This window comes from Rhizobium alarense, assembly GCF_021555155.1.
Classification (GTDB): domain Bacteria; phylum Pseudomonadota; class Alphaproteobacteria; order Rhizobiales; family Rhizobiaceae; genus Rhizobium_D; species Rhizobium_D alarense.
This window is the reverse complement of sequence record NZ_JAKGBU010000016.1, coordinates 18,664-40,311: the sequence shown is the minus strand read 5'-3', so window position 1 is coordinate 40,311 and position 21,648 is coordinate 18,664. Positions and strand designations below refer to the sequence as shown.

Below are 21,648 nucleotides of genomic sequence, written 5' to 3'. Positions count from 1 at the left end.
ATTTCGCCTTTCCCGACAGCTTCATCTTCTTCGGCATCCTGCATTCGATCGCCGCGGCGAGCCTCGTCGGCCTGCTGCTGCTGCGCCTGCCGGCAGCGCTCTGGGTCGTCCTGGCGATCGCCGCCTTCGCGCTGCCGCATGTCGCGCGCTCCGCGGCCTTCGACCATCCGGCACTGTGGTGGGTCGGGCTTTCGCAAACGATCCCGCGCTCGAACGACTACGTGCCGCTCCTCCCCTGGCTCGGTCCGTTCCTCCTCGGCATGGCCGCCGCGCGGTTCCTTGCCGGCCGGCTGGCGACGTTCGACGGCGCGGTCATGCCGGCGCGGCCTTCGCGCTGGAAAAACCTGCTCGCCGCCGCCGGCCGCCACAGTCTCGCCATCTACCTTCTGCATCAACCGCTGCTGATCGCGATCGTTTTCCTGGCATCGCAGATCGCGCCGGCGGCAGAACCCGATCCGCAGAGCTCCTATCTCGAAAGCTGCTCGTCCGCATGCTCCGGCACGCGCGACGCCGCCTTTTGCGAACGCTTCTGCGGCTGCACGCTCGAGGGCCTTGTGGCGGAGGACCTCTTCGACGACCTGAACGCCGGGAGAATAGACACGGTCACCGACCCGCGCATCGCGGCTCTTTCCGAGCAGTGCACCGCGCGCGCCGGGACGGATATGGACACGAGGCAATAGCACCATGAACGCCTACCGCAGCAAACCGTTCGTCTTTCCATGGCCGCCCTTGGTCTTTGCGGCGGCGATCCTGTCGGCGCTGACATTGCAGCGCTTCTTTCCGGTGATCATGCCGGACACCAACGTGCTTGCCTGGCGCGCGGTCGGCTTCCTGCTGATCGGCGCAGCGGTCTGTCTCGACGTCTGGGCCATGCGCACGCTGCTCGACAATCACACGACCGTGCTGCCGCACCGCTGCTCCAGCCATCTCGTGACGACCGGCCCCTATCGCTTCACCCGCAATCCGATCTATCTCGGCTATACGCTGATCACGACCGGCATCGGGCTCATCCTGCAGAACCCGTGGTTCCTCGCAGGCGCCGTCGCCGCCATCGCCGTGACGACGGTGATCTCGGTCCGGCGCGAGGAACTGCACCTCCTGTCGCGCTTCGGCATCGAGTTCGAGACCTATTGCCGCCGCACGGCACGCTGGATCTGAATTTCGGGAAAGACTGCGGGTCAGGTCCCGACGCCGATTTCGGCGAGCCTGGTCAGGCAGGCCTCTTCGACATTGTCGAGTTCGGTCAGCGTCTCGTCGATGTCCTTGCGCTTCTGGCGCAGGTCCTCGCGCTTCTCGTTGACCTTCTTCATCAGCAGCTGAAGCTGGCCCATTTCACCCGGCGGGTCCTTGTAGACTTGGATGATCTCGCGAATCTCGGAAATGGTGAAGCCGATGCGGCGGCCGCGCAGAATTTCCTGGATGAGGCGGCGGTCGGCAGGCCGGAACAGCCGCGTGCGGCCGCGCCGTTCGGGATGGATCAGACCCTCGTCCTCGTAGAATCGCAGCGTGCGGGTCGAAACGCCGAATTCCCGTGTCAGCTCCGTTATCGTATAATACTTGTCCAACCGATCCGCTCCTAACGCAGCGGGCAGTTTATTGACTTTTACGTGAAAGTCAATTTTTGCGCGCTCAGCGCACGGCGAACCACCAGGTTGCGAGGCCGAGAAAAGCAAAAAAGCCGGTAATGTCGGTGACCGCCGTCACGAAGACGGCCGACGATACCGCCGGATCGGCGCCGGCCCGGTCGAGCAGCAGCGGGATCATGATGCCGGCGAGCGCGGCGGCCATCATGTTGATGAGCATCGCGGCCGCGATGATGCCGCCGATATTGGGGTTCTGGAACCAGACGCCGGCCACGAGGCCGATCAGCGTCCCGAAGATCACGCCGTTCAGCAGTCCGACGCCCGCCTCGCGCCGGACGACGCGCCAGGCGTTGTGGATATCGAGATTGCGGGTGGCGAGCGCCCTGACGGTGACCGTCATCGACTGGGAGCCGGCATTGCCGCCCATGCCGGCGACGATCGGCATCAGCACGGCGAGCGCCACGATCTCCTCGATCGTCGCCTCGAACAGCGAAATGACGGAGGCCGCGAGGAAAGCGGTGACGAGATTGACGAGCAGCCAGGGCACGCGCGAGCGCGACGCCTCCGCGATCGAGTCGGAGAGTTCCTCGTCGCCGACGCCGCCGAGGCGCATCAGGTCCTCCTCGGCCTCTTCCTGGATGACGTCGACGACGTCGTCGATGGTAAGCACGCCGACGAGACGACCGTTCTCGTCGACGACGGCGGCCGACAGCAGGTCGTACTGCTCGAAGAGCTGCGCCGCCTCCTCCTGGTCCATCTCGGCCGGGATCGGATGGTTGGTCTCGCGCATGACCGATTCGATCTTCGTCGCCCGCTTGGAGCGCAGGATGCGGTCGAGATCGACCGCGCCGAGAAGCCGGAAGGTCGGGTCGATGACGAAGACCTGGGTAAAGCTCTCCGGCAGATCCTCCTCGTCGCGCATGTAGTCGATCGTCTGGCCGACCGTCCAGAACGGCGGCACGGCGACGAACTCGGTTTGCATGCGCCGGCCGGCCGTGCTCTCGGGGTAGTCGAGCGAGCGGCGCAGCCGGATGCGCTCGGTGAACGGCAGCTTGGCGAGAATCTCCTCCTGGTCCTCCTGGTCGAGATCTTCCAGGATGTAGACGGCGTCGTCGGAATCCATCTCGCCGAGTGCCGCGGCGATCTGCTCGTTCGGCATGTGCTCGACGATCTCGAGACGGATCGCCTCGTCGACCTCGGTCAGCGCCGCCATGTCGAAGTCGTCGCCGAGCAGGGTGACGAGCGCGCGCCGCTGGTCCGGCTGGATCGCCTCCAGCAGGTCGCCCATTTCCGATTCGTGCAGCCGCGCCACGTGCTGGCGCAGGAAGAGCAGGTCGCGGTCGGCGATCGCCGCGCCGACATGCATCAGGAAATCGGAACGGACGGAGCCGTCCTCCGAATAGATGTCGTCGCCCTCGAAGGCCGAGCCTTCCGGCGGACGGAGACGCTCCCGTTCTTTCTTCTCGGTATCCGTCATCCGAGGCGCTCCTCAAGAGATCGACTCGTCCGCGCTTGCGTCACCGCAACGATGGCCGGACAAGGGGTAAATGGGGCGTCGACCCGTCGGTGGAGGCCGGCGGGCGCAACCGTGCTAGCCCAATCCGCCGGGCGGGTCCATCGCCGGAGCGGCAAAAACACGTCTGCCGGCGAAATTTATGCAAGCTGTTGCAATTTCACGCGAATTGGACAACGTGAAAGCACGCGTGCCGACAGGCCGCACCGGACCCGCCGGGAGAACATGCGATGGCCCGAAGACCCCTCCTGCGCTTTCCCGATCCGCGCCTGCGCACGCGTTGCGCGCCGGTGGAGCGCTTCGACGCGGCACTGGCGGAGCTCGCCGCCGATCTCGTGGAAACGATGCGCGCGGCGCCGGGCATCGGCATCACCGCCGGCCATGTCGGCATCCCGCTGCGATTGGTGGCGATCGAGCTCGGCGGGCCGGACACGGCGCGATTCTACGTCAATCCGGTGATCCTCTCCGCCTCCGCCGCGACGGGCCGGCATGCCGAAGGCAGCGTCTCGATGCCGGGCGTGACGGAGGACGTGGTGCGGCCGCTTGCGATCCGCCTCGCCTATCGGACACTTGCCGGCGAGCCGCGCGAGGAGGAGGCCGACGGTCTGCTGGCCGTCTGCCTGCAGCACGAGATCGACCAGCTCGACGGCATCTTCTGGATCGACCGGCTGTCGCGGCTGAAGCGCGAGCGCGTGGTGAAGCGGTTCAGGAAGATTTCCGGATGAAGCGGTGGCAGAATGGGTAAACCATTGGGCCGAAAAGCGAAAACCCGCCGAAGCGGGTTTCTTTGGTGCGGTCGAGAAGACTCGAACTTCCACGGGTTGCCCCACAGCGACCTCAACGCTGCGCGTCTACCAATTCCGCCACGACCGCATCGTGGTAGGCGCCGAATTGCTCCGGCGCGGCTGCATGTAGCAAAAGCCTTCCGGGTCCACAAGCCCGCTTCATGAGAAATTTGCGACAAAGCGAAAGGATTTCAACAGGCTCCCAGAAAGCCGGCTTTTCCTCTCAAATCCTTGCCTTTCAAGGCCTATATTGGCAGAAGGCGGCAAACAGGACGGGGATGCGATGCAGCGCGCGGACTTGAGACAATCGATGTTGGCAACGGCCGGTTCGCCGCCGGTGCGGTGGCTGATCGAGCCCGGCCTGACCGGCTATCCGGAGGCGGTCGCGCGCATGGAGCGCGAGGCGGCGCTGATCGCCGAGGGTAAGGCCGACGAACTCGTCTGGCTTGTCGAACACCCGCCGCTCTATACCGCCGGCACCAGCGCCGACGCCGCCGACCTCGTCGAGCCGGACCGCTTCCCCGTCTTCGCCACCGGCCGCGGCGGCGAATACACCTATCACGGCCCCGGCCAGCGCGTGGTCTATGTGATGCTCGACCTGAAGCGACGGCGCCAGGACGTACGCGCCTTCGTAGCGGCGCTGGAGGACGTCGTGATCGGCGCGCTCGCCGAGATGAATGTCCGGGGCGAGCGGCGCGAGGAGCGCGTCGGCGTCTGGGTCGCCCGGCCTGAGCGCCCGCCCCTTGCCGAGGGGGCACCGGCCGAGGACAAGATCGCGGCGATCGGCATCCGGCTGCGCCGCTGGGTGAGCTTTCACGGCTTCTCACTGAACGTCGACCCCGATCTCGCCCATTTCGGCGGCATCGTGCCCTGCGGCATCCGCGGCTACGGCGTGACGAGCCTCGTCGACCTCGGCCTGCCGGTAACGATGGGCGACGTCGACCTCACCATCCGTACGGCCTTCGAGGCCGTGTTCGGCGAAACGCGTACGGAGCGGTCACCTGAGCACGCCGAAGCGCTCGCCCCGGCCGATGCGGGATAGCTGTTCCCCGCGGCACGGCCGATGCGGAGCCGTCAGGCATAATGGTGCCGACGTTTCCACAGGATCTGCCGAATGGACGATTTCATCGAAGACATCAAGGTCGGCTCCGGCGGTGCGATCCGCCTCGCGTCGTTCAACGCCTGGCGCATCGTGCTCGGCGAAATGACCGGCCTGCCCTTCCGCTACCGCGAGCGGCTGATCCCGACGAGCGGCATCGGCGCCTATCGCCAGGCGCCGCGCAGGCTCTCCCTCTGCGAGGCGATCGGCGGCGAAGCCGGACTCGACCGCCTGCTCACGCCGGCCGCACGGCGCGGCGGCTGGCCGGATCTGCCAGAGGAGCCGCTGCTCGCCCTTCTCTGCCTTACGGTGCCGGGCGGCACGATCCGCCCGGATGTCGCGGCGGCCTGCAGCCTTCGGCTGCGCGAGATGGAGGAACTGATGTTCGCCATCGACGACGGGCGGAGGACCATGCTCGACCTCGGCCGCTTCTCGCTGGCGATGGCCGAGCGACTTGCGGCGGTGGCGGCCTCCCGCGAATCGCCGGCGGTCGAGGCTTCCTATGCGCTGAGCGGCGGCTGGGACGCCGCACCGCTCATGCGCCGGGCCTATGGGCCCGTTGCTCCCGCCAGATGATGAACAAGCCGGACGAAACGATGATGCCGATGCCGAGCCATTTTCCCGGCGTGGGGAAGTCGCCGAAGACCGCATAGCCGAGCACCGTCGCCGAGATGATCTCGAAATACTGGAAGGGCGCGAGCAGCGACAGCGGCGCCAGCCGGAAGGCGCGCACGACGAGGAGATGCGCATAGCCGGAGAGCGATCCGAGCACGACGAGAAGCAGGAAGACCGGCAAGGACCCCGGCAGCGACAGCGCGAAGTCGGCGTTTCCCGTCGCCGCGCCGCCAAGCAGCACCGCCCCCATGAAGAGCGTGCCGCCGAAGCCCGCGACGGTCTGCATGGTCAGCGGCGAATCCTCCAGGCCGACGGCACGGTTGAGGAAGAGATAGAGCGCATAGATGACGGCGCAGCCGACGGGCAGGAGCGCGGTCGTGCCGAAGAGCACGAAGCTCGGCTGGATGACGACGAGCGCACCGCAGAAGCCGACGACGATGGCGAGCCAGCGGCGCCAGCCGACACGCTCGCCGAGAAAGAGTGCCGTCATCGCCGTCAGGATGAAGGGCTCCACGAAATAGATCGCGAAGACGTCGGCGAGCGGCATGTATTTCACCGCAATGAAGAAGAGCAGGCTCGCCGCCGCATGCAGCACGCCGCGGAAGAGATTGACCCACGGCCGCTTCGGCCGGAGGCTCTCGGCCCCGCCGACGGTCAGCAGCAGCGGCAGCGTGCAGGCGACCTGGAAGAAGAAGCGGTAGAACGACACCTGCCCCGGCGACATGTCCTCGAAGGTCGAGAGATATTTGGCGATCGCGTCCATGCCGGGCAGCACGGTCATCGCGAAGATCATCAGGCCGAGACCCTGCATGAGGGCCGCAGGCGGCGCGGCGCGCGTATTGATCGAAGGGGTCATGACGTCTCCGGACTGTGCGACCGTCATAGCGGGCGCCGGCCGCGAGGCAAGAGGGCAAATGTCGCCCTCCGCTGCAGCAACGTCCTCGCGGGGCGCATTTGGAGCAGCCGCCGGCCGCTTCGCCGGCTAGACTTTCCGCACTTCAGGGAGGGAGGCGGAGATGACCGATTCCGGATCCGACAGGACACGCGTGCCGGTGGCGATCACGCCGGACGGCGACACGCTCGGCGGCCGCATCTGGCACGCCCGCGACGCCCTCGGCCTGTCGATCGAAGCGCTCGCGGCAAGGCTCGGCGTTCCGGAGGAGACAGTCGCCGACTGGGAGCGGGATCATGCGGAGCCGCGCACGAACGCGCTCTTCCGGCTTGCCGGCGTGCTGTCCGTCTCGCCCTCCTGGCTGATCGCGGGCATCGGCGAAGCGCCGAACGAACCCCTGTCCGGCGATGACCTGCATCCGCTGTTCCGGGAACTGGAGCGCGTCAAGCGGCTGCACCAGCAGACCGGCGCGGCGCTTGCCGCGCTGGAGCAGGAACTCGCCCGCCACGTTGCCCGCCGAACCGACTGACCTTTTCCGCCGGAAGGACTTGAGAGCCCGCGGCGGCTCTGCAATGGTCCCCGCAAACAGATTCCAGAAAGGGAGAGAACGATGGACGTACGTGCCGCCGTGGCCGTTCAGGCCGGAAAACCGCTCGAGATCATGACCGTGCAGCTCGAAGGCCCGCGCGCCGGCGAGGTGCTGATCGAGGTCAAGGCGACCGGCATCTGCCACACGGACGAGTTCACGCTGTCGGGCGCCGACCCGGAAGGCCTCTTCCCGGCGATCCTCGGCCATGAGGGCGCCGGCGTGGTCGTCGATGTCGGCCCGGGCGTCACCTCGCTGAAGAAGGGCGACCACGTCATCCCGCTCTACACGCCGGAATGCCGCGCCTGCCCGTCGTGCCTGTCGCGCAAGACGAACCTCTGCACCGCCATTCGCGCGACGCAGGGCCAGGGCCTGATGCCGGACGGCACCTCGCGCTTTTCGATCGGCAAGGACAAGATCTTTCACTACATGGGCTGCTCGACCTTCGCGAACTATACGGTGCTGCCGGAGATCGCGCTTGCCAAGGTCAACCCGGACGCGCCCTTCGACAAGATCTGCTACATCGGCTGCGGCGTGACGACCGGCATCGGCGCCGTCATCAACACGGCGAAGGTGGAGATCGGCGCGACGGCGATCGTCTTCGGTCTCGGCGGCATCGGCCTCAACGTCATCCAGGGGCTCAGGCTTGCCGGCGCCGACATGATCATCGGCGTCGACCTCAACAACGACAAGAAGGAATGGGGGACCCGCTTCGGCATGACCCATTTCGTCAACCCGAAGGAGGTCGAGGGTGACATCGTGCCCTATCTCGTCAACCTGACGAAGCGCGGCGCCGACCAGATCGGCGGCGCCGACTACACCTTCGACTGCACCGGCAACACCAGGGTGATGCGCCAGGCGCTGGAGGCCTCGCACCGCGGCTGGGGCAAGTCGGTCGTCATCGGCGTCGCCGGCGCGGGACAGGAAATCTCGACGCGGCCGTTCCAGCTCGTCACCGGCCGCACCTGGATGGGCACCGCGTTTGGCGGCGCGCGCGGCCGCACCGACGTGCCGAAGATCGTCGACTGGTACATGGAGGGCAAGATCGAGATCGACCCGATGATCACCCACACCATGCCGCTCGAGGATATCAACAAGGGCTTCGACCTGATGCACGAGGGCAAATCGATCCGCAGCGTCGTCCTCTATTGACGGCGCGCCCGCCACAGGGTGCAATCGGGCGGGCAATCACCGGGGGGACAGGGCATGCGGACGGGACTGGCGGCACTGGCATTGCTGATGGCGGCGTCGGCCGCCTCGGCGGGGCCCGAGGGTACGTTCGACGTCGTCGGGACCAATCCCGACGACAACGGACGATATGAAGGCACCGTGACGGTGAAACGCACCGGCGAGACCTACGCGGTCGTCTGGGACGTCGCCGGCACCCGCTTCGTCGGCATCGGCATCGGCGCCAGGCCGGCGGGCACCGCCGCCGCCTTCTCGAAGGCATCACAGGGCGATACCGCACTCTCCGTCGGCTATGGCAGCGGCGAGGCGCACGGCGTCGCCGTCTACGAGGAGCAGCCGGACGGAAGCTGGGCCGGCATCTGGACCTATGCGGGATCGCCGGTCGTCTCCACCGAGGTCTGGTATCCGAAGGGCAAGCCGAAGATGCGCACGACGACGGCCGGAAACCAGCCGGCCATGTCCGTGAAACCCACCGGCGACTACACGGTGCGGCCGTGATCCGGCCATAGCCAGACGGCCGAAACAGGCGTATTGTATCGCGACATTCCGCAATCCTTGGTTTAGGCGCCCCTGCCGCCCTCACCGGCCGCCGGCGCACGGATGGAGCGAGACCCATGCGGCACTGCGGTACTCTGACAGCACTCCTCGTCGCCCCGTTGATGGTGGGCGCGGCCGCGGCGCAGGACGCCGCACCGGCCGATACGGGCGACAATCTCGCCGCGTGCATCGACCTTCAGAAGAAGGCCTATCTGCTCGGCCTGGACGACGAGCCGAGCAAGACGCGGCTCAATCTCTGCATCTCGAAATTCTGGCTGGATCTCTTCAAGCCGGACAACTTCATGGCGCACCAGCCGCCGGCACTCGATCTTCCGGGCCGGCTGGAGGAACTGGAGCGAACCGGGGGGCTGGTGCACGGATGATCGAGGGCTTTTCCATTCCGACCGCCGCGACGCTGCTCGGCTTCGGCTGCGTGCTGACGCTCGCCGTCTGCCTCGCCTGCGCGACGCTCGCCCGGTTCACCACGGTCGGCGGCGCCGAACCCTTCCTGCCGCTGTCGGCCGGACTGTTCCTCTACGCGCTGCCGCTGATGGCGCTCGGCATCGTCGTCGGCTATCTCTCCTCGATCAGCCGGGAACCGGCGATCGGCGACACGCTGCCGGCGGTGCTGACGCTCGCCGGCGGGCTGACGGTCTATGTCTATTCGCTCGATTCGGTGCGCAAGTCGCTGATCGCCGGCATCTCGCTGCTCGTCTTCACGATCAATCTCATCTGCGGTTCGGCCTACGGCGCCTATATCCGCGAGACGGGCAAGCTCGAACGCATGCTCTACGCGGTGGAGCAGGAACGGCAAATCCTCAACTACCGCAAGAGCCGCAACCTCGGGGAAGCCATCCCCGAATGGGTCTGGAAATAGGGCCGGCGGCAACCGCCCGCGCCGCCGCTCCTATCGCGGCGGTGGATAGCGCCGGAAGGCGTTGCCGGCATGTCGGCGTGTGGTTATGGTGCGCGCCATGTCGTCCCGCGCCCCCCAGATCTATGTCGATGCCGATGCCTGCCCGGTGAAAGCCGAGGTTCTCAAGGTCGCCGAGCGCCACGGCCTCGCCGTCACCTTCGTCGCCAATTCCGGGCTCAGGCCGTCGCGCGACCCGATGGTGCGCAACGTCGTCGTGTCCGGCGCCTTCGATGCGGCCGACGACTGGATCGTCGATGCCGTGCTGGAGAACGACCTGGTTGTGACGGCCGACGTACCGCTCGCCGGCCGCTGCGTCGAGAAGGGTGCCCATGTCACCGGCCCGACCGGCCGGCTCTTCGACCGCGCCAATATCGGCATGGCAAGCGCGATGCGCGATCTCGGCGCGCACCTGCGCGAGACCGGCGAAAGCAAGGGCTACAACGCCGCGTTCACGCCGCGCGACCGCTCGGCCTTTCTCGAAATGCTCGACCGGCTCTGCCGCCGGGCGATCCAGGCAGCCGGCGGAGCGCGATGAGCGGCCCGGTCACGAAGCCGCCCTATGGCCGCCACATGCCCTTCTATGTCGGCATGGCGGTGGCCGCGGCGGTCTTCCTCGTGCTTGTCGCCACCCTGCCGCAGATGGCGCTGGACGGCGCGGCCATCGCCTTCTTCCTGCTCTACCTGCTGATGACGGCGATCCGCCTGCCGGCGCTGATCGCCGGCTGCCTCAAGCACCACGCGCGCGACACCGACGAACCGGTGACCGTCATCTTCCTGGTGACCTTCTCGGCGGTCGTCGTTGCGCTCGCGTCGCTCTTCGTCGTGCTCAACCGCGACCGCGCCGCCGCGCCGGTCGAACTCGCCCTCGCCTTCGGCTCCGTCGCGCTCGGCTGGCTGACCATCCAGACGATGGCCGCGCTCCACTATGCCCATCTCTACTGGGTGCCGCGGAGCAGGCAGAACGGCCCGGCGCCCGATCGGGGGCTCGCCTTTCCGCAGACCGAGGACCCAGGCGTCTTCGACTTTCTCTATTTCGCCTTCGTCATCGGCATGACGGCGCAGACGTCCGACGTCGTGATCACGACGACGGCGATGCGAAAGGTCAACCTCCTGCACGCGATCGTCTCGTTCTTCTTCAACACGGTGCTCGTCGCGGCCGCCGTCAACGCGGCCGTGTCGCTTGCGGCCTGACCCGACCACCAACCGGAGCCTTGCATGAAAATCCTCTCCCAGAATCAGGCCTTCGGCGGCATGCAGGGCGTTTTCGCCCACGACTCGGCCGCCACCCGGTGCGAAATGACCTTCGCCGTCTATGTGCCGCCGAAGGCGATCACCGAGCCGTGCCCCGTCCTCTGGTATCTCTCCGGCCTCACCTGCACCCATGCCAATGTCATGGAGAAGGGCGAATACCGCCGCATGGCCGCCGAACTGGGGCTCATCGTCGTTTGCCCGGACACCAGCCCGCGCGGCAACGACGTGCCGGACGAACTCACCAACTGGCAGATGGGCAAGGGCGCCGGCTTCTATCTCGACGCGACGGAAGCGCCGTGGGCCGAGCACTACCGGATGTACAGCTACGTGACCGAGGAACTGCCGGCGCTGGTCGCCGGGCATTTTCGCGTCGACATGGCGCGCCAGGGCATTTTCGGCCATTCCATGGGCGGCCACGGCGCGATGACGATCGCGCTGAAAAACCCGGACCGCTTCAAAAGCTGCTCCGCCTTCGCTCCCATCGTCGCGCCCTCCACCGCCGACTGGTCCGTACCCGCCTTCGAGAAATATCTCGGACCCGACCGCGAGACCTGGCGCCCCTACGACGCCTGCGCCCTGGTGACCGACGGCGCCCGCTTCCCGGAATTCCTGATCGACCAGGGCAAGGCCGACGGCTTCCTCGAAAACGGCCTCAGGCCCTGGCTTTTCGAGGAGGCGATCCAGGGCACCGACATCGGCCTGACGCTACGCATGCACGACCGCTACGACCACTCCTACTACTTCATCTCGACCTTCATGGACGATCATCTCAAGTGGCATGCCGAGCGGCTCGGCTGAGCCGGCGGCGGCGCGAGCCATGGCGGCAGGGCACGGCTGCCCTGCCCTCCCGGTCTTGCCCCGAAGACGCGGAAGACCGATAATCCGCACCTGACAGACGACTGTCGCCGAATGATCGGTTGCGCATGCGAGGACGGCCTTGCTCCTGACAGGGAGTTGGACATGTCCTGGTTTCTGCTTGTCCTCGCCGGGCTCTTCGAGATCGGCTGGGCGATCGGCCTCAAATACACCGACGGTTTCACCAAGCCGCTGCCGACGATGCTGACGGTCGCGTCGATGGTTGTCAGCATCGCGCTGCTCGGGCTCGCAGTCAAAACGCTGCCGATGGGCACCGCCTATGCGGTCTGGACCGGCGTCGGCACGGTCGGCACCGTGGCGCTCGGCATCCTGCTGTTCGCCGAGCCGGTCACCGCCATCCGGATCGGCTGCATCGCCCTCATCGTCGCCGGCATCCTCGGCCTCAAATTCGCAGCCTGATACCAACCTGCACTGATGGCAACCGATTGCGCCGGATGACCGCAGACGGTCCCACGCAATCGGTCAACATCACTGCAGATTGGTATGAGGCCCTCTCTCAGGCCGTCTTGCGCCGGTTGTCGAGCGCAAGGGCACCCGGTCCGGCGAAGACCAGATAGAGGAAGATGAAGCAGAAGGAGATCGCCGCGTCGCCGCGATTGTTGACCGGGAAGAAGTCCGCCGGCATGTGCGCCACGAAATAGGCGACCGCCATGAAGCCGGACAGCACGAAGGCGGTCGGCCGCGTGAACAGGCCGGCGAGGATGAGCGCACCGCCGGCCACCTCCAGGAGACCCGCGACACCGATCAGGTTCATGAGGTCGCCGAAGGGCACGGCGGCCGGCGGGAAGTTGACGAATTTCTGCGTGCCGTGCTCGATGAACTGCAGCGCCGTCATGATCCGCAGCGCCGCGAGCGCCATCGGCCGGTAGGCCGCAAGACTGTCGAAAAGGGCCATCTCCGTGCCTCCCCTGCCGGCGATCGCGGCGGAAAGCCGACTCTTCATTGCCTGGAAATGCAGATTGCCCGGCAGGCGGCTCAGTTGCAACTCGCCGTCAGAGTGACGACGCAGGGCTGTTTCGCGGTCGCCGCCTTTTCCGCCGTTCCGCCCGTCGTGCGGGTGCGCGAGCGGACGGTGAGCGCCGCCGCCGTCGGAATGATCACCGGTTCGGCGGTCGTGGCGTGCGCTGCGGCGGTCTGGTGCCGGACGCGGCGCTGCGACCCCTCCGCGCTCTTGCGACCCTTGCCCGGGCGCTTGCCCCAGTCGGCAACCGGCTTCGGCGCCGCAAGGTGATAGGCGATCGCCAGCCGCTGGGCGATGGCCTGGGCGAGCGCGCGGTCCTGCCCCTTCGCCGCCGGCATGAAGCTGTTGACCGCGAAGCGGTCGCTGTCGACGGCCACGCCACGGGCATCGACAAGGTCTACGCTGACCGTCGCCGAATTGCGCCCCTCGGCCGCGCCCCTGCCCTTCGTTACGTCGGACAGCGTCACCTCCATGGTGACGCGCTCCAGCGAAACCGGCCGCCTGGTGCCGCGCACCGCCTGCTTCAGCTGCCGTTCCGCCGTCTTGATGAGGCTCGCCGGCACGCTCGCATCGCCGCTCACGGCAATCTTCCGGATATCCTTCAACGTCTCGGCGCGAAGGCCGGCGGCCGGAAAAAACAGCAGGGCGATCGTCGCAAGAAGCGAAAGGGCATGGCGGACGGGAATTGTGGGCATTCGGGTCGGTTCCGGTACTGGTTGTCCACCCGAGGGAGGACACGGCGCGTCAGGCGCGGCAGAGTTTCAAGACGTCGGAGGCGACCTTCATCTCCTGCCAGCGCGCTTCGCGCCGGCGAAAGGCCTCCTCGTCGGTGCCCCAATGCTCGATTTGCCAGTCCTCGTCAATATGGGCAAGCGACCAGATCGTCTCCGCGTCGAGTCTGCCGTCGGCAAGCGCCAGCGCGAGGATCGCGGAACCGGTGAGCGTCGTCGCCGTGTGCAGGCAGGTAAGCACCAGCGGCGCCCGGTGGCGGTCGAGCGCCCGCTCGAAGGCGGCGAGCGCCGGCGCCGGCTGCGCCTGGTGGATGACACCCTCGGCGAGGATGAAGCGGGCGCCATGCGCCTCCGCCGCCCAGGCGATCACCGGATCCCAGCCGTCGCGCTGGCGCGCCACCAGACCCTCGGGTCCCTCGGCGCGGTAGCAGACGAGGTCGGTGCCGGCGAAGCGCACGATCTCGTCGCGCACGGCGTCAAGGTTGTCGGCCACGCCGTCGAGCGCCGTGTTGACGAGACGCGTCACCGGCATCGCCGCCGGATCGATCACCTCGGCCTGCGCCTCCCATTCGTCCCTCATCCGTCCGGCGAGCGCCTCGCTTTCGACCGCGAGCGGCCGCTTGCCCGGGGTGCGCACGCCGCGCCCATCGAGCAGCACGCAAAAGCCGTCCGGTCCCGATCCCGTCGTCGCCGTCTTGTAGAACCGCTTCGGCAGCGGCCGCTTCATCTGGATCTGGGCGCGGCGCACCGGATCGGGATCGCTGGTCTCGGCCGCAGGGTCGCTCAAAATGTCACGCATCGCTTCGCTCCAGCCAGTCGACGAGGTCGGCCGGCTCTCTCAGGATGTGGTCGGCGCCGGCGGCAATAAGCTCGGGCACGCTCGCATAGCCCCAGGCGACGCCGATCGCCGTCGCGCCGGCAGCCTTCGCCATCTGCATATCGTAGATCGCGTCGCCGACGACAAGGGTCGCGGCGGCATCGATGCCCGCCTCCAGGCAGCATTCCGTCACCATGGCCGGGTGCGGCTTGGAGGGGCAGTCGTCGGCGGTGCGCGACACGACGAAGGTCTTCTCCAGGCCGTGGCTCGCGCGGATCAGGTCGAGGCCGCGCCGCGACTTGCCGGTGACGGCGCCGAGGATCAGGTCGTCCCGCCGCTCCAGTGTCCCGATCAGCGGTGCGATGCCCGCGAAAAGCGGCTCTTCCAGGCCCGGCTCCCCCCGCACCCCGGCATAGCTCGCCTTGTAATGCGCGGTCATCGCCAGCGCCTCCTTGTCGACATGCGGCTTGCCCTGCAGGCGGGCGATCGCGATGTCGAGGGTCAACCCGATGATCGCCTTCGTGTCGCCGATCGCCGGCCGAACCTTGCCGAAATCGGCAAATGTGCGGGCCATGACCTCGTGGATGAGGGCCGCGCTGTCGACCAGCGTGCCGTCGCAGTCGAAGAGAACGAGCCGCATCAGTCGTCCCCGCCAACGGCGTTCTGGTCGAAGCCGAAAAGGTTCCAGGTCTGCACCATGTGCGGCGGCAGCGGCGCCGTCACGCGGAGCCGCCCGCCGGAAGGATGCGGAATGTCGATGTGCCGGGCATGCAGATGCAGGCGGTTCTGCACGCCGCCCGGAAAGTCCCAGTTGACGTCCGCCTCGAAATATTTCGGATCGCCGAGGATCGGATGACCGATATGCAGCGCGTGAACGCGCAGCTGGTGCGTGCGGCCGGTATAGGGTTCCATCTCGAGCCAGGCGAAGTTCTGCCCGGCCTGTTCGACGACCCGGTAGTAGGAGACGGCGTGGTCGGCGCCGTCCTCGCCGTGTTTGGCGATGCGCATGCGGTCGCCGTCCGGCGTCGCTTCCTTCACCAGCCAGGTCGAGATCTTGTCCTCGCGCTTGCGCGGCACGCCCTTGACGAGCGCCCAGTAGGTCTTCTTCGTGTCGCGCTCGCGGAAGGCGGCCGTCAGCTTCTGCGCCGCGCCGCGCGTGCGGGCGACGACGAGAACGCCGGACGTGTCGCGGTCGATGCGGTGCACGAGGCGCGGCTTCTCGCCCTTCGGGCTCGTCCAGGCCTCCAGCATCTTGTCGATGTGCCGGGTGACGCCGGAGCCGCCCTGCACCGCGATGCCGGCCGGCTTGTTGAGGACGAAGACCTTGTCGTCCTCGTGCAGCAGCATGCGCGACAGAAGCTCGCCGTCGGGCGAATGCCGGAGGTCGCGTCCGGCGATCGGCCCGCCCGCCTTTTCCCTGCCGTCGACGCCCATCGGCGGAATGCGCACCATCTGCCCCGGCTGCACGCGCAGGTCCGTTTTGGCGCGCCCGCCGTCGACGCGCACCTGGCCGGAGCGCAGAAGCTTCTGCAACTGGCCGAAACCGAGCCCCGGATAATGCAGCTTGAACCAGCGGTCGAGCCGCATGCCCGCCTCGTCCGCGTCCACCTGCCTGTGTTCTATGCCTGCCATCGTCGCCTTCTTTCGTTGCCGCGCTCTTAGCGCATGTGGCGACGCGTGGGAAGGTTCGGCCGGCGCGTCAGAAGGCGCGGAAGGTGAGCGTCGTCAGCGAGCGCACGATGCCGGGAATGGTTGCGATGTGGTCGTTGATGAATTTGCCGATGTCCTCCTCGCTCTCGACATAGATCTTGAGCAGGAGATCGTAGTCGCCGCTGGTCGAATAGAGTTCGGACACGAGCTCCGTCGCATAGAGCGCATCGGCGACCTCGTAGGTCTTGCCGGGGGCACATTGCAACTGGACAAAAATCGGTTTCATCGCTTCACTCCGCCGCCGGATGCGGCCTTGTTGACGCCGCAGGCGGCGCTTCCCTCGTCTCGCCGCTTTATGGCCGAAATCCGCCCGTGCGTACAGGGCGCAAGGACCCGGGGCTGCCCTGTCGCCGCCCCGACGCAATCGATAAAAGTTTACTAAATTACATTCGATTCATTTAGCGATGCGGCAATGCCCGGATGGTAACGTTGCGTCAGCCACAACCAGAACCGCGCACCGTCGATGACGCAGATCATAACCGTTTCACCAAGCACCGCCGCCGCCGCTGCCCAGGGCTTCCGCACGAACGTCAAGTCGTCCGCGCAGAGCCTGTTCGAGCAGAAGATCGCCGCCTGGAGCGAGCAGACGAAGACGTCGGGCGATGCGCAGCAGAAGGCGTATCTGACGGTCATCACGCCGCCGGCGCTTGCGCTTGCGCTGATCACCATGCCCCGGCAGGCCGAGGCGACGCTCGCCGAGGTCGAACAGAGCTACGCCCAGAACGGCGCATCCGAAGACGTCTGAACCTCCCCCGACCGACTCCCCCTTCCAGGCGGCCCCTTCGGCCGCTTTTTCTTTTCATCGCCTGTCGCCCGGTGGCGACAAAAATGTGTTCCTGCGCGACACGAGGCTCTTGCCAAACGGTCGTCGACGCCGTTATCTGACCCGGACCTCGCTGGGAGAAACCGGATTCACCCGGTGCCGAAGGAGCAACCGCCCCGGAAACTCTCAGGCAAAAGGACCAGCAAGGTGCCGACAGGACTCTGGAGAGAAGTGCCACGCGCGCTCGCCGAAGGGATAACAATCTCAGGCGCAAGGACAGAGGGGGCTCAGGAGAAGGGCGCAGCCGCGCCCAAATTGTGAGCCGGCGCCGTTCCCGCGGAAGGCGCCAAGAGACTGGAGGGCGCCTTTTGGACGGAACGTCTGAGCTCAAGAAAACCCCGCTTCACGCACTGAACCTGTCGCTCGGCGCCCGCATGGTGCCGTTCGCCGGCTACGAGATGCCGGTGCAATATGCCGCCGGCGTGATGAAGGAACATCTCCACACCCGCACGGCAGCCGGCCTGTTCGACGTCTCGCATATGGGCCAGGTGACGGTCCGCGCGCGCTCCGGCGACAATGCCGACGCGGCGCGTGCACTCGAAACGCTGGTGCCGGTCGACGTGCTCGGCCTTGCCGAGGGCCGCCAGCGCTATGCGCTCTTCACCAACGACCAGGGCGGCATCCTCGACGACCTGATGATCGCCAATCGCGGCGACCATTTCTACGTGGTCGTCAATGCCGCCTGCAAGGAGGCCGATTTCGCCCATATGAAGGCGAAGATCGGCGATGCCTGCGAGCTGACGCTGCATGACGACCGGGCGCTCATCGCCCTGCAGGGGCCGCATGCCGAGGCGGTGCTCGCCGAACTGTGGGCCGACGTCGCCTCGATGCGCTTCATGGACGTCAGGGCCTGCGACCTGCACGATGCCGACTGTATCGTCTCCCGCTCCGGCTATACCGGCGAGGACGGGTTCGAGATCTCGATGCCGGCAGCACTCGCCGAGCAGGTCTGCCGCCGCCTCCTCGACCATCCGGACGTGCTGCCGATCGGGCTCGGCGCCCGCGATTCGCTGCGCCTCGAGGCGGGCCTCTGCCTCTACGGCAACGACATCGACACGGCAACGACGCCGGCCGAGGCGGCACTCGAATGGGCGATCCAGAAGACCCGCCGCGCGGGCGGCGCCCGCGCGGGCGGCTTTCCCGGCGCCGGCGTCATCCTGCCGCAACTCGACAAGGGTGCCGAGCGCCGCCGCGTCGGCCTGAAGGCCGAGGGCCGCGCACCGGTGCGCGGCGGCGCGGTGCTCGCCGCCGATCCGGAGGGCGAGGACGTCGTCGGCACCGTCACCTCGGGCGGCTTCGGCCCGAGCGCCGACGGCCCCGTGGCGATGGGCTATGTCTCCCTCGACCGCGCCGCCCCCGGCACGCCGCTCTTTGCCGGCGTGCGCGGAAAATTCCTTCCCGTGACGGTGGCCGCCCTGCCCTTCGTCAAGAACACGTTCAAACGCTGACCAGAAAGGTTCGTCATGCTCAGATTTACCGAAGAACACGAGTGGCTGAAGATCGAGGGCGACACGGCCGTCGTCGGCATCACCTCGCATGCGGCCGAACAGCTCGGCGACCTCGTCTTCGTCGAACTGCCGGCGGTCGGCGCCTCCTTCTCGAAGGGTGACAACGCCGCGACCGTCGAATCCGTCAAGGCCGCCTCCGATGTCTATTGCCCGCTCGACGGGGAGATCGTCGCGGTCAACGAGGCGATCACCGCCGACCCGTCGCTGGTCAACAGCGCGCCGCAGGGCGACGGCTGGTTCTTCAAGCTGAAGCTGAAAAACCCCGCCGATGCCGACGGCCTGCTGGACGACGCCGCCTACAAGGAGCTTGTCGGCTGATGACACTGCCCAAGGACTTTGCCTTTACGGACTACCAGCCCTACGATTTCGCCAACCGCCGCCATATCGGTCCCTCGCCGAAGGAGATGGAGGCGATGCTGAAGGTGATCGGCTATCCGAGCCTCGACGCGTTGATCGACGACACCGTGCCGCCCTCGATCCGCCAGCAGAAGCCGCTCGAATGGGGCGCGCCGATGACCGAGCGCGAAGCGCTCGACAAGCTGCGCGAGACGGCGAACCGCAACAGGAAGCTCGTCTCGCTGATCGGCCAGGGCTACCATGGCACCATCACCCCGCCGGTCATCCAGCGCAACATCCTGGAAAATCCCGCCTGGTACACGGCCTATACGCCGTACCAGCCGGAGATCAGCCAGGGCCGCCTCGAGGCGCTCCTCAACTACCAGACGATGGTCTGCGACCTCACCGGCCTCGACGTGGCGAATGCCTCGCTGCTCGACGAGGCGACGGCCGCCGCGGAAGCCATGGCGATGGCGCAGCGCGTCGCGAAGTCGAAGGCCACCGCCTTCTTCGTCGACGAGAACTGCCATCCGCAGTCGATCGCGCTCCTGAGGACGCGCGCCGAGCCGCTCGGCTGGACGATCGTCGTCGGCGACCCCTTCAAGGACCTGAAGCCGGGGGATGTCTTCGGTGCGATCTTCCAGTATCCAGGCACCTACGGCCACGTGCACGATTTCACCGGCGTGATCGGCGACCTGCACGGGGCGGATGCAATCGCCGTCGTGGCGGCAGATCCGCTGGCGCTGGCGCTGCTGAAGTCGCCGGGCGACATGGACGCCGACATCGCTGTCGGATCGACGCAGCGCTTCGGCGTGCCGGTCGGCTATGGCGGGCCGCATGCGGCCTATATGGCGGTCAAGGATGCCTACAAGCGCTCGATGCCGGGTCGCCTCGTCGGCGTCTCGATCGACAGCCGCGGCAACCGCGCCTACCGGCTGTCGCTGCAGACGCGCGAGCAGCACATCCGCCGCGAAAAGGCGACCTCGAACATCTGCACCGCGCAGGTGCTCCTTGCCGTCATGGCCTCGATGTATGCCGTCTTCCACGGCCCGGAGGGCATCAAGGCCATCGCCCAGAGCGTGCACCAGAAGACGGTGCGCCTCGCCATGGGACTGGAACGGCTCGGCTACACGGTCGAACCGGAGGCCTTCTTCGACACGATCACCGTGCATGTCGGCAAGCTGCAGGGCATCATCCTGAAGACGGCGGTCGCCGAGGAGGTCAACCTCCGCAAGATCGGCGACGACCGCATCGGCGTCAGCCTCGACGAGCGTTCGCGGCCGGTGACCCTGGAAGCCGTCTGGCGCGCGTTTGGCGGCGACTTTGCGACCGGCATGTTCGAGCCGGACTACCGTTTGCCGAAAAAGCTTTTGCGGACAAGCGATTACCTGACGCATCCGATCTTCCACATGAACCGTGCCGAAAGCGAGATGACGCGCTACATCCGCCGCCTCGCCGACCGCGACCTGGCGCTCGACCGTTCGATGATCCCGCTCGGCTCCTGCACGATGAAGCTCAACGCCACGGCGGAAATGCTGCCGATCACCTGGCCGGAATTCGCGGAGATCCACCCCTTCGCGCCCGCCGACCAGGCCGATGGCTATCGGCACATGATCGACGATCTCGCCGACAAGCTCTGCCGGATCACCGGCTACGACGCCGTCTCCATGCAGCCGAATTCCGGCGCGCAGGGCGAATATGCCGGCCTTCTGACGATCCGTGCCTACCATATCGCCAACGGCAACGCGCATCGCGACGTCTGCCTGATCCCGACCTCCGCCCACGGCACCAATCCTGCCTCGGCGCAGATGGCCGGCATGCGCGTCGTCGTCGTCAAGGCGAGCGACAACGGCGACATCGACATGGAGGATTTTCGAGCGAAAGCAGAACAATACGCCGAAAACCTCTCGTGCTGCATGATCACCTATCCCTCGACCCACGGGGTCTTCGAGGAGAATGTGCGCGAGGTCTGCGAAATCGTGCACCGGCACGGCGGGCAGGTCTACATGGACGGCGCCAACATGAACGCCATGGTCGGCCTCGCGCGCCCCGGCGACATCGGCTCCGACGTCTCCCACCTCAACCTGCACAAGACCTTCTGCATCCCGCATGGCGGCGGCGGACCGGGCATGGGGCCGATCGGCGTGAAGGCGCATCTCGCCCCCTATCTGCCCGGCCATCCGGAGGTGGACGGTCTCGGCGGCACCGGCGCGGTCTCGGCCGCCCCGTTCGGCTCGGCGTCGATCCTGCCGATCTCCTGGAGCTACTGCCTGATGATGGGCGGGGCGGGGCTGACGCAGGCGACCAAGGTGGCGATCCTCAACGCCAACTATATCGCCGCGCGGCTGAAGGGCGCCTACGACGTGCTCTATGCCTCGCGCAAGGGACGCGTCGCGCATGAATGCATCATCGACACGCGCCCGCTCGCGGCGAGCGCCGGCGTCACCGTCGACGACGTCGCCAAGCGCCTCATCGACTGCGGTTTCCATGCGCCGACCATGAGTTGGCCGGTTGCCGGCACGCTGATGATCGAGCCGACGGAATCGGAGACCAAGGCCGAGCTCGACCGCTTCTGCGATGCGATGCTGGCGATCCGCGAGGAGGCCCGCGCCATCGAGGAGGGCCGGATGGACAAGGTCAACAACCCGCTGAAGAACGCGCCGCACACGGTCGAGGACCTGGTCGGCGACTGGGATCGCCCCTATTCGCGTGAGCAGGCCTGCTATCCGCCGGGCGCCTTCCGGGTCGACAAGTACTGGTCGCCGGTGAACCGCGTCGACAACGTCTACGGCGACCGCAACCTCGTCTGCTCCTGCCCGCCGCTCGAGGACTACGCCGAGGCGGCCGAATAGCCGGCCGAGGCCGGGAGATCGAAGAGGCCGACAAAGAAAACCCCCGCTCCGGACACGCCGGAGCGGGGG

General features: G+C 67.1%; 27 protein-coding genes, 1 tRNA gene and 2 riboswitches. Of the genes, 18 read left to right on the top strand and 10 right to left on the bottom strand.

Annotated elements, in window-relative coordinates; genetic code table 11:
- Together LXM94_RS07275 and LXM94_RS07270 are read left to right on the top strand one after the other, a co-directional pair.
- A partial coding sequence (locus LXM94_RS07275) for a DUF1624 domain-containing protein (RefSeq protein WP_235770499.1) occupies window positions 1-680 on the top strand: 680 nt, incomplete at its 5' end.
- 4 nt (window positions 681-684) lie between these two features.
- Entirely contained in the window at window positions 685-1,158 is a 474-nt protein-coding gene (locus LXM94_RS07270) for a methyltransferase family protein (protein WP_235770498.1), read from the top strand.
- Between the two features lie 20 nt (window positions 1,159-1,178).
- Here LXM94_RS07270 and LXM94_RS07265 read toward each other — a convergent pair whose 3' ends face one another.
- Window positions 1,179-1,565, bottom strand: coding sequence for a MerR family transcriptional regulator (locus LXM94_RS07265; RefSeq protein ID WP_235770497.1), 387 nt, complete (start codon window positions 1,563-1,565; stop codon window positions 1,179-1,181).
- A 64-nt stretch (window positions 1,566-1,629) separates the two neighbouring features.
- Window positions 1,630-3,060 carry a magnesium transporter gene (mgtE, locus tag LXM94_RS07260; RefSeq protein ID WP_235770496.1) on the bottom strand — a complete coding sequence of 477 codons (1,431 nt, stop codon included), beginning with the start codon at window positions 3,058-3,060 and terminating at the stop codon, window positions 1,630-1,632.
- 266 nt (window positions 3,061-3,326) lie between these two features.
- On the opposite strand from mgtE, the gene LXM94_RS07255 reads away from it, so the two are divergent.
- Window positions 3,327-3,821, top strand: a complete 495-nt coding sequence (locus LXM94_RS07255; RefSeq protein WP_235770495.1) for a peptide deformylase — start codon at window positions 3,327-3,329, stop codon at window positions 3,819-3,821.
- A 63-nt stretch (window positions 3,822-3,884) separates the two neighbouring features.
- On the opposite strand, the gene LXM94_RS07250 is transcribed toward LXM94_RS07255, so the two are convergent.
- Window positions 3,885-3,969, bottom strand: a tRNA-Leu gene (locus LXM94_RS07250).
- A gap of 195 nt (window positions 3,970-4,164) precedes the next feature.
- Between LXM94_RS07250 and lipB the strand changes: the two genes are divergently transcribed.
- Window positions 4,165-4,923, top strand: coding sequence for a lipoyl(octanoyl) transferase LipB (gene lipB, locus LXM94_RS07245; RefSeq protein WP_235770494.1), 759 nt, complete (start codon window positions 4,165-4,167; stop codon window positions 4,921-4,923).
- Between the two features lie 72 nt (window positions 4,924-4,995).
- The gene (locus tag LXM94_RS07240) at window positions 4,996-5,556 is read left to right on the top strand and encodes a hypothetical protein (RefSeq protein WP_235770493.1); all 561 of its coding nucleotides are present in this window, start codon (window positions 4,996-4,998) and stop codon (window positions 5,554-5,556) included.
- Here the strand turns inward: LXM94_RS07240 and LXM94_RS07235 are convergent.
- A complete protein-coding gene (locus LXM94_RS07235) occupies window positions 5,516-6,451 on the bottom strand; it encodes a DMT family transporter (RefSeq protein WP_235770492.1) in 936 nt (311 codons plus the stop codon). The two genes, LXM94_RS07240 and LXM94_RS07235, sit on opposite strands and share 41 nt — an antisense overlap.
- 160 nt (window positions 6,452-6,611) lie before the next feature.
- Between LXM94_RS07235 and LXM94_RS07230 the strand changes: the two genes are divergently transcribed.
- The 9 genes from LXM94_RS07230 (at window position 6,612) to sugE (ending at window position 12,240) form a co-directional block, all read left to right on the top strand.
- On the top strand, window positions 6,612-7,016 hold the full coding sequence (locus tag LXM94_RS07230) for a helix-turn-helix domain-containing protein (RefSeq protein ID WP_235770491.1): 405 nt from the start codon (window positions 6,612-6,614) through the stop codon (window positions 7,014-7,016).
- 81 nt (window positions 7,017-7,097) lie between these two features.
- Window positions 7,098-8,225, top strand: coding sequence for an S-(hydroxymethyl)glutathione dehydrogenase/class III alcohol dehydrogenase (locus LXM94_RS07225; RefSeq protein ID WP_235770490.1), 1,128 nt, complete (start codon window positions 7,098-7,100; stop codon window positions 8,223-8,225).
- A 54-nt stretch (window positions 8,226-8,279) separates the two neighbouring features.
- Window positions 8,280-8,759 (top strand): hypothetical protein, encoded by a 480-nt coding sequence (locus LXM94_RS07220; protein WP_235770489.1) that lies wholly within the window; start codon window positions 8,280-8,282, stop codon window positions 8,757-8,759.
- 116 nt (window positions 8,760-8,875) lie between these two features.
- Entirely contained in the window at window positions 8,876-9,181 is a 306-nt protein-coding gene (locus tag LXM94_RS07215; RefSeq protein ID WP_235770488.1) for a hypothetical protein, read from the top strand.
- Entirely contained in the window at window positions 9,178-9,675 is a 498-nt protein-coding gene (locus LXM94_RS07210; protein WP_235770487.1) for a hypothetical protein, read from the top strand. The genes LXM94_RS07215 and LXM94_RS07210 overlap by 4 nt, the downstream gene beginning before the upstream one ends.
- Window positions 9,676-9,772: 97 nt before the next feature.
- Window positions 9,773-10,249, top strand: a complete 477-nt coding sequence (locus tag LXM94_RS07205; protein ID WP_235770486.1) for a YaiI/YqxD family protein — start codon at window positions 9,773-9,775, stop codon at window positions 10,247-10,249.
- On the top strand, window positions 10,246-10,905 hold the full coding sequence (locus LXM94_RS07200; RefSeq protein WP_408015598.1) for a DUF1345 domain-containing protein: 660 nt from the start codon (window positions 10,246-10,248) through the stop codon (window positions 10,903-10,905). Before LXM94_RS07205 ends, LXM94_RS07200 begins: the two co-directional genes overlap by 4 nt.
- 24 nt (window positions 10,906-10,929) lie before the next feature.
- The gene (gene fghA / locus LXM94_RS07195; protein WP_235770485.1) at window positions 10,930-11,763 is read left to right on the top strand and encodes an S-formylglutathione hydrolase; all 834 of its coding nucleotides are present in this window, start codon (window positions 10,930-10,932) and stop codon (window positions 11,761-11,763) included.
- A 162-nt stretch (window positions 11,764-11,925) separates the two neighbouring features.
- Window positions 11,926-12,240: a quaternary ammonium compound efflux SMR transporter SugE gene (gene sugE / locus LXM94_RS07190; protein ID WP_235770484.1), complete on the top strand. Its 315-nt coding sequence runs from the start codon at window positions 11,926-11,928 to the stop codon at window positions 12,238-12,240.
- Between the two features lie 97 nt (window positions 12,241-12,337).
- Here the strand turns inward: sugE and LXM94_RS07185 are convergent, their stop codons facing one another.
- From LXM94_RS07185 to LXM94_RS07160, 6 genes are all read right to left on the bottom strand, one after another.
- Window positions 12,338-12,736, bottom strand: a complete 399-nt coding sequence (locus LXM94_RS07185; protein WP_235770483.1) for a DoxX family protein — start codon at window positions 12,734-12,736, stop codon at window positions 12,338-12,340.
- An 80-nt stretch (window positions 12,737-12,816) separates the two neighbouring features.
- Window positions 12,817-13,497: a hypothetical protein gene (locus tag LXM94_RS07180; protein WP_235770482.1), complete on the bottom strand. Its 681-nt coding sequence runs from the start codon at window positions 13,495-13,497 to the stop codon at window positions 12,817-12,819.
- 49 nt (window positions 13,498-13,546) lie between these two features.
- Window positions 13,547-14,332: an ATP12 family chaperone protein gene (locus tag LXM94_RS07175; RefSeq protein WP_235770481.1), complete on the bottom strand. Its 786-nt coding sequence runs from the start codon at window positions 14,330-14,332 to the stop codon at window positions 13,547-13,549.
- Entirely contained in the window at window positions 14,325-14,990 is a 666-nt protein-coding gene (locus LXM94_RS07170) for an HAD-IA family hydrolase (RefSeq protein WP_235770480.1), read from the bottom strand. The genes LXM94_RS07175 and LXM94_RS07170 overlap by 8 nt, the downstream gene beginning before the upstream one ends.
- Complete coding sequence (locus LXM94_RS07165; RefSeq protein WP_235770479.1) at window positions 14,990-15,982, bottom strand: RluA family pseudouridine synthase; 993 nt, start codon at window positions 15,980-15,982, stop codon at window positions 14,990-14,992. The genes LXM94_RS07170 and LXM94_RS07165 overlap by 1 nt, the downstream gene beginning before the upstream one ends.
- 67 nt (window positions 15,983-16,049) lie before the next feature.
- Window positions 16,050-16,286 carry an Lrp/AsnC ligand binding domain-containing protein gene (locus LXM94_RS07160; protein ID WP_235770478.1) on the bottom strand — a complete coding sequence of 79 codons (237 nt, stop codon included), beginning with the start codon at window positions 16,284-16,286 and terminating at the stop codon, window positions 16,050-16,052.
- 237 nt (window positions 16,287-16,523) lie between these two features.
- Here LXM94_RS07160 and LXM94_RS07155 point away from each other — a divergent pair, with 237 nt between their 5' ends.
- The 4 genes from LXM94_RS07155 (at window position 16,524) to gcvP (ending at window position 21,579) form a co-directional block, all read left to right on the top strand.
- Window positions 16,524-16,805, top strand: a complete 282-nt coding sequence (locus LXM94_RS07155) for a hypothetical protein (protein WP_235770477.1) — start codon at window positions 16,524-16,526, stop codon at window positions 16,803-16,805.
- 142 nt (window positions 16,806-16,947) lie between these two features.
- A riboswitch (glycine riboswitch) is annotated at window positions 16,948-17,031 on the top strand.
- Between the two features lie 3 nt (window positions 17,032-17,034).
- Window positions 17,035-17,113: riboswitch (glycine riboswitch) on the top strand.
- 78 nt (window positions 17,114-17,191) lie between these two features.
- The gene (gcvT, locus tag LXM94_RS07150; protein ID WP_235770476.1) at window positions 17,192-18,331 is read left to right on the top strand and encodes a glycine cleavage system aminomethyltransferase GcvT; all 1,140 of its coding nucleotides are present in this window, start codon (window positions 17,192-17,194) and stop codon (window positions 18,329-18,331) included.
- A 15-nt stretch (window positions 18,332-18,346) separates the two neighbouring features.
- On the top strand, window positions 18,347-18,709 hold the full coding sequence (gene gcvH / locus LXM94_RS07145) for a glycine cleavage system protein GcvH (RefSeq protein WP_235770475.1): 363 nt from the start codon (window positions 18,347-18,349) through the stop codon (window positions 18,707-18,709).
- Window positions 18,709-21,579, top strand: a complete 2,871-nt coding sequence (gcvP, locus tag LXM94_RS07140; protein WP_235770474.1) for an aminomethyl-transferring glycine dehydrogenase — start codon at window positions 18,709-18,711, stop codon at window positions 21,577-21,579. Before gcvH ends, gcvP begins: the two co-directional genes overlap by 1 nt.
- The last annotated feature ends 69 nt before the right edge of the window (window positions 21,580-21,648 follow it).